General features: G+C 65.8%; 13 protein-coding genes. 6 read left to right on the plus strand and 7 right to left on the minus strand.

Annotated elements, in window-relative coordinates:
• Positions 1 to 101 precede the first annotated feature (101 nt).
• The 4 genes from groL to CHB69_RS06520 form a co-directional block, all read right to left on the minus strand.
• Positions 102 to 1,748, minus strand: coding sequence for a chaperonin GroEL (groL, locus tag CHB69_RS06505; protein ID WP_089215185.1), 1,647 nt, complete (start codon positions 1,746 to 1,748; stop codon positions 102 to 104).
• Positions 1,749 to 1,827: 79 nt separating this feature from the next.
• Positions 1,828 to 2,115: a co-chaperone GroES gene (gene groES, locus CHB69_RS06510; RefSeq protein ID WP_089215186.1), complete on the minus strand. Its 288-nt coding sequence runs from the start codon at positions 2,113 to 2,115 to the stop codon at positions 1,828 to 1,830.
• Positions 2,116 to 2,244: 129 nt separating this feature from the next.
• A complete protein-coding gene (locus CHB69_RS06515; RefSeq protein ID WP_170935458.1) occupies positions 2,245 to 3,642 on the minus strand; it encodes an MATE family efflux transporter in 1,398 nt (465 codons plus the stop codon).
• A 334-nt stretch (positions 3,643 to 3,976) separates the two neighbouring features.
• On the minus strand, positions 3,977 to 4,534 hold the full coding sequence (locus CHB69_RS06520) for a Pycsar system effector family protein (RefSeq protein ID WP_089215187.1): 558 nt from the start codon (positions 4,532 to 4,534) through the stop codon (positions 3,977 to 3,979).
• 144 nt (positions 4,535 to 4,678) lie between these two features.
• On the opposite strand from CHB69_RS06520, the gene CHB69_RS06525 reads away from it, so the two are divergent.
• The 3 genes from CHB69_RS06525 (at position 4,679) to CHB69_RS06535 (ending at position 8,324) form a co-directional block, all read left to right on the plus strand.
• Positions 4,679 to 4,915 (plus strand): acyl carrier protein, encoded by a 237-nt coding sequence (locus tag CHB69_RS06525; protein WP_089215188.1) that lies wholly within the window; start codon positions 4,679 to 4,681, stop codon positions 4,913 to 4,915.
• A gap of 137 nt (positions 4,916 to 5,052) precedes the next feature.
• A complete protein-coding gene (spt, locus tag CHB69_RS06530) occupies positions 5,053 to 6,255 on the plus strand; it encodes a serine palmitoyltransferase (protein ID WP_089215189.1) in 1,203 nt (400 codons plus the stop codon).
• 113 nt (positions 6,256 to 6,368) lie between these two features.
• On the plus strand, positions 6,369 to 8,324 hold the full coding sequence (locus CHB69_RS06535) for an ATP-binding protein (protein WP_089215190.1): 1,956 nt from the start codon (positions 6,369 to 6,371) through the stop codon (positions 8,322 to 8,324).
• On the opposite strand, the gene CHB69_RS06540 is transcribed toward CHB69_RS06535, so the two are convergent.
• The 3 genes from CHB69_RS06540 to CHB69_RS06550 form a co-directional block, all read right to left on the minus strand.
• Positions 8,321 to 9,208, minus strand: coding sequence for a hypothetical protein (locus CHB69_RS06540; RefSeq protein ID WP_089215191.1), 888 nt, complete (start codon positions 9,206 to 9,208; stop codon positions 8,321 to 8,323). The two genes, CHB69_RS06535 and CHB69_RS06540, sit on opposite strands and share 4 nt — an antisense overlap.
• A gap of 111 nt (positions 9,209 to 9,319) precedes the next feature.
• Entirely contained in the window at positions 9,320 to 10,291 is a 972-nt protein-coding gene (locus tag CHB69_RS06545; protein ID WP_089215192.1) for a diacylglycerol/lipid kinase family protein, read from the minus strand.
• 17 nt (positions 10,292 to 10,308) lie between these two features.
• Positions 10,309 to 10,824, minus strand: coding sequence for a DUF2141 domain-containing protein (locus CHB69_RS06550; protein WP_089215193.1), 516 nt, complete (start codon positions 10,822 to 10,824; stop codon positions 10,309 to 10,311).
• 132 nt (positions 10,825 to 10,956) lie between these two features.
• Between CHB69_RS06550 and lptF the strand changes: the two genes are divergently transcribed.
• The 3 genes from lptF (at position 10,957) to CHB69_RS06565 (ending at position 13,854) form a co-directional block, all read left to right on the plus strand.
• Entirely contained in the window at positions 10,957 to 12,165 is a 1,209-nt protein-coding gene (lptF, locus tag CHB69_RS06555; protein ID WP_089215194.1) for an LPS export ABC transporter permease LptF, read from the plus strand.
• Positions 12,165 to 13,262: an LPS export ABC transporter permease LptG gene (gene lptG / locus CHB69_RS06560; protein ID WP_089215195.1), complete on the plus strand. Its 1,098-nt coding sequence runs from the start codon at positions 12,165 to 12,167 to the stop codon at positions 13,260 to 13,262. Before lptF ends, lptG begins: the two co-directional genes overlap by 1 nt.
• A 253-nt stretch (positions 13,263 to 13,515) precedes the next feature.
• A complete protein-coding gene (locus CHB69_RS06565) occupies positions 13,516 to 13,854 on the plus strand; it encodes a P-II family nitrogen regulator (RefSeq protein WP_089215196.1) in 339 nt (112 codons plus the stop codon).
• Positions 13,855 to 13,895: the final 41 nt, after the last annotated feature.

A 13,895-nucleotide genomic window follows, 5' to 3' on the forward strand; every position in this document is an offset into this window, starting at 1 on the left:
ATGCCAGCGGCGATGAACAGGCAATGGCCGCGCCAAGAAAAAGGGCCGGAGGATTTCCCTCCGGCCCCTCTTGTCGTCGGCAGGTGCCGAGCGGTGCGGACTTAAAAGTCCATGCCGCCCATGCCGCCCATGCCGCCGGCGCCGCCCATCGGCATCGCCGGCTTGTCGTCGGGAAGCTCGGTCACCGCCGCTTCGGTGGTGATCAGCAGCCCGGCGACCGAAGCCGCATCCTGCAGCGCGGTGCGCACGACCTTGGTCGGGTCGATCACGCCGGCCTTGACCAGATCCTCATAGGTATCGGTCGCGGCGTTGAAGCCGTGGTTGGTGTCGGCCTGGTCGAACAGCTTGCCCGCGACGACCGCGCCGTCGAAGCCGGCGTTCTCGGCGATCTGGCGGACCGGAGCCTGCAGCGCGCGACGGATGATGTCGATGCCGCGGGTCTGGTCTTCATTCTCGCCGCTCATGCCTTCGAGCGCCTTGGTCGCATAGAGGAGCGCGGTGCCGCCACCGGGGACGATGCCTTCCTCGACCGCGGCGCGGGTCGCATGGAGCGCGTCGTCGACGCGGTCCTTGCGTTCCTTGACCTCGACTTCCGAGGCGCCGCCGACCTTGATCACCGCCACGCCGCCGGCGAGCTTCGCGAGACGCTCCTGCAGCTTTTCGCGGTCATAGTCGCTGGTCGTGGTTTCGATCTGCGCGCGGATCTGCTCGACGCGGCCCTTGATGGTTTCGGCATCGCCCGCGCCGTCGACGATCGTGGTGTTGTCCTTGTCGATGGTGACGCGCTTCGCCTGGCCGAGCATGCCGAGCGTGACATTCTCGAGCTTGATGCCCAGGTCTTCGCTGATCATCTCGCCCTTGGTCAGGATCGCGATGTCCTGCAGCATCGCCTTGCGGCGATCGCCGAAGCCCGGCGCCTTGACCGCCGCGACCTTCAGGCCGCCGCGCAGGCGGTTGACGACGAGCGTCGCGAGCGCTTCGCCCTCGATGTCCTCGGCGATGATGAGGAGCGGACGGCCCGACTGCACCACCGCTTCGAGGATCGGCAGCATCGACTGGAGGTTCGACAGCTTCTTTTCGAAGATCAGGATATAGGGGTCGGTCAGCTCGACCAGCATCTTTTCGGGGTTGGTGATGAAATAGGGCGACAGATAGCCGCGGTCGAACTGCATGCCTTCGACGACGTCGAGCTCGAAATCGAGACCCTTCGCCTCTTCGACGGTGATCACGCCTTCCTTGCCGACCTTTTCCATCGCTTCGGCGATCTTTTCGCCGACTTCCTTGTCGCCGTTCGCCGAAATGATGCCGACCTGCGCAATCTCGGACGAGCCCTTGACCGCCTGCGACTGCGCCTTGATCGTCTCGACGACCTTGTTGACTGCAAGGTCGATGCCGCGCTTCAGGTCCATCGGGTTCATGCCGGCGGCAACCGACTTCATGCCTTCGCGCACGATCGCCTGGGCGAGCACGGTCGCGGTGGTGGTGCCGTCGCCGGCCGCGTCATTCGCCTTCGAGGCGACTTCGCGGAGCATCTGCGCGCCCATATTCTCGAACTTGTCCTTGAGCTCGATTTCCTTGGCGACGGTGACGCCGTCCTTGGTGATGCGCGGCGCGCCGAAGCTCTTGTCGATCACGACGTTGCGGCCCTTGGGGCCGAGCGTGACCTTCACCGCGTCGGCGAGGGTGTCGACGCCGCGCAGGATGCGCTCGCGCGCGTCGCGGCTGAATTTAACGTCCTTGGCAGCCATGTGGTGCTTCCTTTCGATCCCGCAGAAAACTGCGTAACTTCACTGTGGATTATGTCCCGCCGGGGGCGGGGGAGCGGATTCAGGCGATGACGCCCAGAATGTCCGATTCCTTCATGATCAACAGCTCTTCGCCGTCGACCTTGACCTCGGTGCCCGACCATTTGCCGAACAGGATGCGGTCGCCGGCCTTGACGTCGAGCGGCGTGACCTTGCCGTCTTCGGCCTTGGCGCCGGTGCCGACGGCGACGACTTCGCCTTCCTGCGGCTTTTCCTTGGCGGTGTCGGGGATGATGATGCCGCCGGCCGTCTTTTCCTCGGCTTCGATACGGCGGACGAGCACGCGATCGTGCAGCGGACGAAATTGCATGGATGTCCCTCCAGAAATGCAATGGATGTCAGTTTAGCACTCACAGGACGAGAGTGCTAACAGGCGGGCATATGGGTTGACCCCTGAAGGGCGTCAAGCACTGCCCGAAGATTCTTTCGAACTTTTTCGTCAGGCCGGCAGAAGGCCGAGACGGGCGCGCATTCGCCAGCGAAGCAGAAGCAGCCCCGCCACCACGACCAGCCCCACCGCAAGGCCGATCCAGATGCCGACCCCGGCGAGCGGGGTCCAGAAGCCCAGATAGATGGCGGTGCCATAGCCCGCGAGCCAATAACCGCACACCGCAATGATCATCGGCACGCGCGTGTCCTGAAGCCCGCGCAGCACGCCCGCCGCCACCGTCTGCGCACCGTCGAAGAGCTGGAAGGCGGCGGCGACGACCAGGAACTGCATCGCATAGCCGACGAGCGCGGCGTTGCGCGCCGCGTCGACATCGACGTAGATCGACAGCACGAGCCGCGGGAAAATCCACATCGTCGCCGCGGTCAGCACCATGAAGCCGATGCCGAGGATCAGCGACGCCTGCCCGGCGAGCGCGATCCCGCGATGATCGCGCGCGCCATAGGAAAGGCCGACGCGGATCGTCGCCGCCTGCGCGACCCCGAACGGGATATGGAAGGCGAGCGCCGCGACCTGGAGCGCGATCGTGTGCCCCGCAAGCTGCGCCTCGCCGATCCGCCCCATCAGAAAGGCCGCGCCGGTGAACAGCCCCGCTTCGGCGAGGATGATCAGCCCGATCGGCAGCCCGATGCGCAACAGCTCGCGAAAGCGCGGCCATTCGGAGCGCCACCAGTTACCGAACAGATGATAGCGCCGCAGCCGCCGGTCGCTCTGGATGACGACGACATAGGCGAGCAGCATCACGGTGCTCGTCGTCACGCTCGACAGCGCCGAGCCGTGCAGGCCGAGCTTCGGCATCCCGAGGTGGCCGAAGACGAGCGCCCAGTTGCCGAGCGCGTTGACGAAGAGCGCGAGGAAGGTGATCGCGGTCGCGATCGTCGGCCGCCCGAGCGCCGAGACGAAGATACGCAGCACACTCGCCGCGATCATCGGGACCATGCCCCACATCAGGATCAGCAGGAAGCTCGCCGCGTGGCGGGTGATTTCGGGGTCCTGCCCTGTCGCGCGCATGATCGGCCCGCCCGCGGCGCAGACCCCCATGAACAGCGCGGAGACGATCAGGCTGAGCCACAGCGCCATGCGCACCGTGCGCCGCACCTCGCGCACCGCATGTTTGCGGCGCCCGAGTTCGGCGGCAACGAAGGGTGCGGCGGCGCCGACGAGCCCGGTGCCGGTCCACAGGAGCAGCCCGAAGATCGACACGCCGAGCGATGCCGCCGCGAGCGCCCCATCGCCGAGCCGCGCGACGAAGATCACGTCGATCGCATGCACCATCATCTGCAGCAGATTCGCCGCGGCGAGCGGCACGGCGAGCGCGAGCGTCGCCGGGAATTCGCGGCGCAGGGTGGACGCGGGTTCGCCGGTCAGGGGGGCGGGTTCGGCCAGCATAGCCGGCCCGGATATAAGAAGCGGCACGGCCGCGCCACTTCAATTGGATAGCGACGAACGAATCCTCGGCAGGGGTGGCCAAATGGCAACAGCGGGTGTGGCGCCATCGTCTGCCGCCACGTCGCCCGCCACGCGACTTGCCGGAGGATGAGCATCCCATATGCAAGCGACTCTCCCCTCCCGCTTGCGGGCGGGGTTGGGGGTGGGTAGCCACGTCGCAAGGCTCCACCCCGCTGCGGCTAGCGAGCAAGCTCGCAAGCCTCGCTTCCCCTCCCGCAAGCGGGCGGGGAGGCTGCGACACGCAGCAATCTCATACGCGATTACGCACGCCGGCCTAAACCAACCGCGCCCATCCCACCGCGAGTTCGATCACGAAGGCGATGAAGGTCAGGGTCAGCCCGACGACGAACAGCCGATAGGCATAGCCGAGATAGCGATATTTGCGCCGCGCCAGCACCACGCCATTCTGATAGGTGTCGCGCAGCATCATGTCGTACATGTCCTCTTCGCTGCGCGAACGCGCCTTGACCGCCGCGATGAACGCCTCCTCCGACATCGCGGAGAAATGGCCGAAGAAGAGAAGGTTGCGCCGCGTATCGCCCTCCGCATCGCCCTCCGCCGGCATCGACCCGAAGCGCGGCATCACCGCCGAAATCGCGAGCACCGCCGAAAGAAAGGCAAAGGTCGCGAGCACCGCGAGCGGCACCGCCATCGCGCCGCTGCGCAGCTGCCCCACCGATATGGTGAAGACGACGAAGGTCGCGCCCATCAGGATCGACGCTTTCTGGTCGGCCATCTGCGACAATTGCATCGTCAGTTGCTGGTTGGTGCGCATCAGATGCACCGCGTTGGACGGAAAGCCCGTCGCGGCCGGTTCGCCTTCATTGCTCATAGGCCAGTCCCCGTTTCGCCCCCATGCGATGCCATGTTCGGCGGGTATCGGCAAGATGCTGCCCGATTGCCGCCGCATTCGCTTGCCAATCGGGCAGCGGCGCGGCATGTCCGCGCGCAGTTTTCATTATAGGGACGCACCCCCATGAGCACCGCCCTCAAAGAGCAGATTTACGGCCTGATCGCCCCCTTCAACAAGAAGGGCGTCGAGCTGACCGACGCCACCACGTTCGCGGGCGACCTCGAATGGGACAGCCTGACGGTGATGGATTTCGTTGCCGAGGTCGAGGACAGGTTCGACATCATCATCAGCATGAACCAGCAGGCCGAGATCGAAAACGTCGGCCAGTTGGTTGCAGCGGTGGAAAAGCTGCAGGGCTAGTTCAAGGATTCCCGTTCGCCCTGAGGAGCCATCGAGCTTGTCGAAATGGCGTCTCGAAGGGCCTGCCACGGTGCTTCGAGACGGGTCTTCGCCAAGCTCAGCCCCTCCTCAGCACGAACGGATATGAGAGTATCACCATGACCGACCTCTTCACCAAATTCGATCCGCTGATCCAGCAGCGCGCCGACCTGCTCGCCACCGGCGTCACCGACCCGTTCAGCCTGGTGATGGAAAAAGTGCTCTCGCCCACCGTCGCGATCTGCAACGGGCGCGAAACGATCCTGCTCGGCACCTATAATTATATGGGCATGACCTTCGACGAGGATGTCATCGCCGCCGGCAAGGACGCGCTCGACAAGTTCGGCAGCGGCACCACCGGCAGCCGCGTTCTCAACGGCACCTATCAGGGGCACAAGGAGGTCGAGGAGGCGCTGAAGGACTTTTATGCCATGGATCATGCCATGGTGTTTTCGACGGGCTATCAGGCGAACCTCGGCATTATTTCGACGATCGCCGGCAAGGGCGACTATGTCATCCTCGACATCGACAGCCATGCGTCGATCTATGACGGCTGCAAGATGGGCGACGCGGAGATCGTCGCCTTCCGCCACAACGACATCGAGGCGCTCGAAAAACGCCTGAAGCGCCTGCCCGCCGAAGCGGGCAAGCTCGTCGTGCTCGAAGGCGTCTATTCGATGCTCGGCGACGTCGCGCCGCTCAACGAAATGGTACGCATCGCCAAGGAAAATGGCGCGATGGTCCTCGTCGACGAAGCGCATTCGATGGGCTTCATCGGCGAACATGGCCGCGGCGTCGCCGAAGCGCAGGGCGTAATCGACGACGTCGACTTCATCATCGGCACGTTCAGCAAGAGCATCGGCACCGTCGGCGGCTTCTGCGTGTCGAACCATCCGAAGTTCGAGATATTACGGCTCGTCTGCCGCCCCTATGTCTTCACCGCCTCGCTGCCGCCGAGCGTCGTCGCCACCGCGGCGACGAGCATCCGCAAGCTGATGCACGGGAGCAACAAGCGCGCGCATCTGTGGGAAAATTCGAAGACGCTGCACAAGGGCCTCAAGGACCGCGGCTTCACGCTCGGCACCGACGAGCCGCAATCGGCGATCATCGCGGTGATCATGCCCGACCTCGAAAGGGGCGCCGCGATGTGGGAGGCGCTGCTCGAAGAGGGTCTTTACGTCAACCTTGCCCGCCCGCCGGCGACCCCGGCGGGGATGACGTTGCTGCGCTGTTCGCTGTGCGCCGAACATTCGTCCGATCAGGTCGGAGAGATATTGTCGCGCTTCGAACGCGCAGGCAAGCGCGTCGGGATTATCGGCTGAGCCGGGATTTCCCGCCGACAAACCGACTCTTTTTCGCGGCGAATTGCGGGACTTGGCCATCGCCGGAATCTTCGCGGCTTTGCGGCACCGGCGATTGCCGGTAAGACGAGCCGGTGTTTGAGCAGGACAGCGACAGCATCGCCGAAGGCCGGCGCCAGCGCTTGCGCTTCTGGCTGACCGCCGGGGTCGGCGCGATTCTGGTCGGCGTCGTCACCGCGCTCGTGCTGCTGCTGATGCGCGCCAACGACAATTACGACCGCTCGCTCGGCTGGCAGGCGCACAGCCTGGAGGTCATTTCGCAGACGCGCTCGCTCGATGCCGCGCTCGCGCGCGCCGAGGCGGCGCTCGGGCGCTTCGCGGTCGGGCTTCAGAAAGAAGACGGCCGGATGTTCCAGCAGCAATGGGGCGTCGCCATGCAATATCTGGGGCTTCTGCAACGCAACGTGCGCGACAATTCGGCGCAGGCCCAGCTCGTCGCGGCGCTGACCGAAGAGCTCAACCAGCGCGGCGAACAGCTCGGCGACGCGGCGCTCAGCGCTAATTACCGGCAGACCGTCGCCGCCATCTCCAAATATAATGCCGCGGGCCACGATCCGGCGCTCAATCGCATCGACAAGCTGGTGACCCAGCTGATCCGCGACGAGCGCGCGTTGCTCGCGCAGCGCAACCGCATCGCGGCATCGGACCGCGCCAGCCTCAATCAGGCGATTCTGATGTTCTCCTTGCTCGGTGCGGCGGCGGCGGTCGTCGCGATCGGCGCGACCTTTTCGCTGCTGCGCGCCGAAAGCGAACGCCGTCTCGCGCGGCGTGAACAGCTCGCCGAAAGCGACCGCGCGATGGAGCTGGAGGCGGCGGTCGTCGCGCGCACCGCCGAACTCGCCGACGCCAACGAGGCGCTGCGCAGCGAGATGAGCGAGCGCGAGACCGCCGAGGCGCGGCTGCGGCAGGCGCAGAAGATGGAGGCGGTGGGCCAGCTCACCGGCGGTATCGCGCATGATTTCAACAATATGCTCGCGGTGGTCGTCGGCGGGCTCGAACTCGCGCAGCGCTGGCTGACCGAGGCGCCCGACAAGGCCGAGCGGCATATCCGCAACGCGCTCGACGGCGCCAACCGTGCCGCCGATCTGACGCGGCGCCTGCTGACCTTTGCCCGCGCCGAACCCGCCCGCCCCGAAATGACCGACATCGACGATTGCATCCAGGGCTTTTCGGAGCTGATGGCGCGGACGATCGGCGACCGGATCGCGCTGACGCTCGACCTCAACGCGGCGGGCCTGCGCTGCCGGATCGACCGCCAGCAGTTCGAAAATGCGCTGCTCAACCTCGCGGTCAACGCGCGCGACGCGATGGAGGGGCGCGGGTCGCTGACGATCCGCACGCTGCGCGACGAAGAAGAGGAAAGCGCGGCGCTCGCGGTGCAGGTGATCGACACCGGCTGCGGCATGTCTCCCGAGGTGATCGAGCGCGTCTTCGACCCCTTCTACACCACCAAGCCCGTCGGTCAGGGCACGGGGCTGGGGATGAGCCAGGTCTTCGCTTTTTGCCGCCAGTCGGGAGGCGAGGTGCAGATACATTCGACCGAGGGCGAAGGCACGAGCGTCGCGATGCTGCTGCCCGTCGCGCGGGCGCACGACGCGGCCGACGCCGACGACACCGCCACCGTTGTCCCGGCGACGGTGCCTGGGCACGCACTCGACATTTTGGTGGTCGAGGACGATCGCCGCGTTCTCGCCGCGACGGTCGATGCGGTGAACGAACTCGGCCACACTGCGGTCGCCTGCCCCGATCCGCTGCAAGCCGAAGCGATGGTCGAGAAGCATGGCGGGTTCGACCTCGTCCTGTCCGACGTGCTGATGCCCGCGCTGACGGGGCCGGAAATGATCGCGCGGCTGAAGGCAAGGTGGCCGAATCTGTCGGTGCTGTTCGTCACCGGCTATGCAGGCGACGCAAGCGAGCTTGCGAGCTTCGGCGACCATGACGTGCTGCGCAAACCCTTCACCCTCGCCGCGCTCGACCAGGCGATCCAGCGCAGCGGCAGCCCCCGCGAAGGCACGCGGCTGGCGAGTTAACGGATCGCGCCGCTCTTCACCAGGCGCGGAACGAGGGTCAGTGCGGCGACGAGCGGCCAGCGGCGCTGCCAGGGCTTGATCTCGATCCGGGTGCCGGCGTGGCGATTGATCTTCCACGCGAGATAGTCGATGCCGCCGGCGTAGGTGAAGGCCGCTTTCGCCAGCCGCACGATGCTGAGCGCCTTGCCCTCGATCCGCCGGCGCGTCCAGCCGCCGCTGCGTGCGCGCGCCGGAATCGCGGCGGCGACCGCGGCGGCGAAACGCGCATAGCGTTCGGGTTCGGCGTCGACGACCGATTGCGCACGATTGCTGCGCTCGGCGCGAAGCTCGACCGAATAGGTCAGCGAAAAAGCGCGGCGCCACCAGTCGAGCGGGGTTTCGCCCGCGACCTTCCCCGCCGCGGCGAGCAGGGTCGGCGCGGCGCGCGCGACCGCGGCGATCGCGCGGTCCCTTGCCGTATCGTCGACCGCCCAGACGAGCCGCGACGGCTGCGCGAAGCGCGCCCAGACCGACACGTTGCGCGTTTCGGGACCGTTCAGCCGGTCGAAATCACCTTCGCTGAGCACCGCATATTTGGCGATCAGCCCGTCGTGCTCGAAGGGAAAGACATTGGGCGGGATCAGCCGGTTGGCGAGCGCGAGCCAGCGCCGGTCATAGGCGTCGCCATAGTCCGAGACGATCAGGTAGAAATCGAGCATCAGCCCGTCGAGCGCGCTTTCGCGCAGACAGCTGCCATAGAAAAGCACCGCGCGCGCGCTGGCCGGATATTGGGCGGCGATCGCGCGGGCCATCGCCGCGACGCGCGGATCGACGGGGGTCGACAATTCCTCGCGGACCAGCTGCGTCAGTTTACCCGCATCCCCGAGCGAAGACGAGGGGCTCATTCGAGCGAAGCGAGAATTCTCACCGGGCCTCGGCTGCGCTCGGCCGGCCCCCTCGTCTTCGCTCGGGGATGCAGGGGAAAGGATAGGACCACGCATTGGCGAAACCTCGCCTCAGGCTGCGAGGCGCAGGAAGGGCACCGGCTGGGTCGAGGTCAGGATGATCGGCTTGCCGCCCTGCGCCTCGAAAATCTCGCCGTCGAGGATGACGTTCGAGCGCTTGCCCTCGATGCGTATCTCGTCGCCTTGCTGAAAATGGACGCCGGCGAGTTCATGTTGGCCGAGCGTCCCGCGCCAGGTCGCGCCGAGCATACGAAAGAGCGCGCCGACATTGCTTTCGGTCGCGAGCAATTTCATGTGACCGCCCGCGCCAGGCTTGTCGTTGGTGCGGATCGAAAGCAGCAGCTTCTCCAGCGTCGTGACGATCAGCAGCGAGAATTTGCCCTTGAATTCGCCCTGACGGATCAGCGACACGGTCATCGCCTCGGGCTTGGGCGGCAGCCGCCCGCCACCCACGCCGAACAAAATCGCGAACAGGGCGAGCATCGCCGCCAGGAAATGCGATACGCCGTTCGGCAGGCCGAGCGGATAGATGCGATTCCGGCAATAAAGCATCACATCGGCAAGATAGGCGCCGCCCAGAAACATGCCGAGCACCGGCCGCTCGCCGCCGCTGTCGAGCGCGATCAGCTGGCGCTCGATCACATGATCGTCGATATGGCCGCTTCCGACCAGCTCGACCACGCGCTCGAGCGCCTTGATCGGATCGCCGGCGGCGCCGAGGTCGAGCGCGATCAAATTGGTCTTGCCGTTGGGCAGCACCGCGACGGGCGGCGGCGAGCCGCCGAAATGGCCGCCCGAATAGAGCTCGGTCAGCGCCGCCTGGACGGTGCCGTCGCCGCCGTTGATCGCGACGACGCGCGGGGACACCATCGCGATCGTGCGGATCGCTTCGCCGATCTGGTCGACATGTTCGACCTCATAGTGGAAGATGTCGGGGTGCGCGGCGCAATATTCGCGGACCCTCGGCAGAAGGGCGCGGTTCCCCGTCGAGCGGGGGTTGGAAAGAAGCGCTACGCTGGCCACTGCCCTCCGGAGCCTCCTTAATCGACCGGCTCGAAAGAGAGGCCGCTGACATAGTTGAGTGTCACCGGCACGCGCTTCGTCGAGCCGCCGACCGCGAAGCTGACCTCGCCGAGCTTCGGCTTCCGCTTGAAGATGAAATCGGTGACCTTCATGTCGGGATTGCCCGACAGGCCGCCGCCGTCGCTGCGATCCGACTTGCCGTTGCCGTTCAGGTCGTGGCGCACCGAAATGACGTAATTGCCCGGCTGCTTGACCGGCACGCAGACCTGCATCGCGCCCGAGCCGGTCACCGGCACATCGACGCGATCGAGCCATTTGCGCTTTTCGAGATAGCTTTTGTCGGCGTTGTAGACCTGAACGCGCAGCGTCCCCGTGCGCGCCTTGAAACCATGCACGTCGACCAGCACCGCGGTCGCATTCCTGTTGCACAGATGCGCGGCCGGACCCAGCGTGGCGCCCTGCGCCGCGACGGGCGCGATCAGCGCTCCGGCAGCACCGGCGGCGAGTATCCCGGCGAAAAACATTTTCGACATGACCTCAATACCTCCAGAGGTTATAGCCACGCCAGTCGCGCCGATGCGCGCGCCGACATGGGTCCCTGTCGCCCTTGAATCGGCATATCGGAAACCTTTGCGGCCAAATCATGGTGATGGGGCGACGAAAGCTTGAACAGACTACCCGCCATCGACCGCTATATCGCGCGGCTCATCTTCTTTCCCATGCTCGGCACGCTCGTCCTTTCGGCGATGCTGCTGGTGCTCGAAAAGATGCTGCGCCTGTTCGATTTCGTCGCGACCGAGGGCGGGCCGGTCAGCGTCGTGTGGCGGATGCTGGCGAATCTGATCCCCGAATATCTCTCGCTCGGCATTCCGATCGGGCTGATGCTCGGCATCCTCCTGGCCTTCCGCCGCCTCGCGACGTCGAGCGAGCTCGACGTGCTGCGCGGCGTGGGGATGAGCTTCGGGCGGCTGATGCGGATGCCCTATGTCTTCGCTTTCGCGCTCGCGCTGCTCAACCTCGCGATCGTCGGCTTCATCCAGCCCTATGCGCGCTATGCCTATGAAGGCTTGCAGTTCGAGCTGCGGTCGGGCGCGCTCGGCGCGTCGATCAAGGTCGGCGAATTCACCAAGCTCGGCAGCCGGATGACCTTGCGCATCGAACAGAGCTTCGACGACGGGCGCAGCTTGCGCGGCATTTTCGTGCGCGGCGAGAATGACGACGGCCAGGCGGTGTCGGCGACCGCGGCGCAGGGCCAGTTCCTTGCGACCGACGACCCGAACACGATCATCCTGCGGCTGACCAAGGGGGTGTTGATCCACGAATCGCCCAAATTCCCGGTGCCGCGCGTCCTGACCTTCGACAATCACGATCTGCCGATCCCGCTCCCCAAGATCGAGGCGTTCCGCACCCGCGGCGGCGGCGACCGCGAATTGACGATTCCCGAGCTGTTCGTCGTCGGGCGCGACAAGAGCGAACCGCTCGCGACACGGCTCGAAACGCGCGCCAATTTCCATTTCCGCATCGTCGAGGTCGCCTCGATGTTCCTGATCCCGCTGCTCGCGGTCGCGCTCGCGATCCCGCCCAAGCGCTCGACGTCGGCGCTCGGCGTCTTCCTGTCGATCGTCATTCTGGTGACGCAGCACAAGATCAACCAATATGCCGAGGATATGGGCGCGCGCGGCACCGTCGATCCGATCATCGCGCTATGGGTGCCCTTCCTGCTCTTCGCGGCGCTCGCGATCTGGATGTATTACACGCTCGCGCACGTCCCCGGCGGCCAGCCGATCGGCGCGCTCGAGCGCGTCGCCGCCAAGGCGGGGCAGCGCGTCAAGGCGCTGTTCAACGTCTTTGGCCGCAAGCAGAAACCCGCCTGATGCACCAGTTCCATTTCTTTCCGTCGCGCACGATGGCGCTCTATATGGGGCGGCTGTTCTTCGTCCGCACCTTCGCCATCCTCTTCGCGCTCGTCGTCATCCTCCAGACGCTCGACCTGCTCGGCGAAAGCGGCAAGATCCTGGCCGTCGCGGGCAATGGCGACGCCGAGGTGTGGCGCTATGTCGGGCTGCGCGTCCCGCAGATCATCGAGACCTTCCTGCCCTTTTCGGTGCTGCTCGGCACGATTTTGACGCTGATCACGCTCAACCAGAACAGCGAGGTGATCGCGATGAAGGCGGCGGGCATGTCGGCGCACCAGGTGCTGGCGCCGCTGTTCCTCGCCGCGCTGCTCGTCGCGGCGATCAGCTTCGGCTTCAACGAGCGGATCGTCGCGCGCGCGACCGCGGCGCTCAGCGCGTGGCAAAAGGTCGAATATGCCGAGGTGCCGAAGGACAGCGGGGTCCGCTCGAACATCTGGGTGCGCGAGGGCGACGACCTGATCAACGCGCAGACGGTCGAGGCCGGCGGACCGGCGATCGTGCTGCGCGGCGTCAAAATCTATGAGCGCACCGGCGGCATCCTGTCGTCGGTCCTGTCGGCGGACACGGGCCGCGCGGTCGACGGCGGGTGGGAGCTGACGAACGCCAGGCGCTTCCTGCGCCGGTCGGGGACGGTCGAGGAATTGGGCACCATCGTCGCGGCCAAGGGCGTGCGCCCCGACCAGTTCACCCTCGCACAGGTCGACGGCGACCAGCTGCCCTTCCTGCAACTGAAGAGCGCGATCGCCGATCTCGAGGCCGCGGGGCGGCCGGTCGATTCGCTGAAGGGCGTGCTCTGGCACAAGATTTCGGGGCCGCTGTCGGCGGTGCTGATGCCGCTGCTCGGCGCGGTCGCAGCGTTCGGCCTCGCGCGGTCGGGCAAGCTGTTCGTGCGCGCGATCCTGGGAATGGCGCTCGGCTTCGCCTATTTCGTCGCCGACAATTTCGCGCTCGCGATGGGCGACCTCGGCGCCTATTCGCCCTTCCTAGCCGCGTGGGGGCCGTTCATCCTCTTCGCACTGATCGGCGAGATGATCCTGATCCGCACCGAAGAGTGACCCGTCCGCGGCCGGGCCCGAACGCGTTGCCGTTTTTTTAGGCACCGCCGTTACCGCATTGCCCAAAGACCGGGCAGCGGCGCAACTTCGTGCCAAAAATCTTGCCGAAAGCTTGCGATTCGCCAATTGGCACGGCTCTTGATTGATGCAAGATGGCGGGACACCGCACCGACTCGACCGGGGAACCGGACAGGCGCGCCTGTCCGGCTTTGGCCGCGAGCGACGGTGGCGAGCCCAAAGGGGGATGAGTTAAGTGAAGAAGATTGAGGCGATCATCAAACCGTTCAAGCTGGACGAGGTGAAAGAGGCGCTGCACGAGGTCGGAGTGAGCGGCATCACCGTCACCGAGGCCAAGGGCTTCGGTCGGCAGAAAGGCCACACCGAACTCTATCGCGGCGCCGAATATGTCGTCGACTTCCTGCCGAAAGTGAAGCTCGAGGTGATCGTCGACGACAATATGGCGGAACGCGTGGTAGAGGCGATCGCCGCCGCGGCGCAGACCGGCCGCATCGGCGACGGCAAGATCTTCGTCATTCCCGTCGAAACCGCGCTGCGCATCCGCACCGGCGAGCGCGACGAGGACGCGCTCTAGACAACCCAGTTCAACGCCCCGGGCCGCCCGGGATTTCATCG

This window comes from Sphingopyxis indica, from assembly GCF_900188185.1.
GTDB classification, from domain to species: domain Bacteria; phylum Pseudomonadota; class Alphaproteobacteria; order Sphingomonadales; family Sphingomonadaceae; genus Sphingopyxis; species Sphingopyxis indica.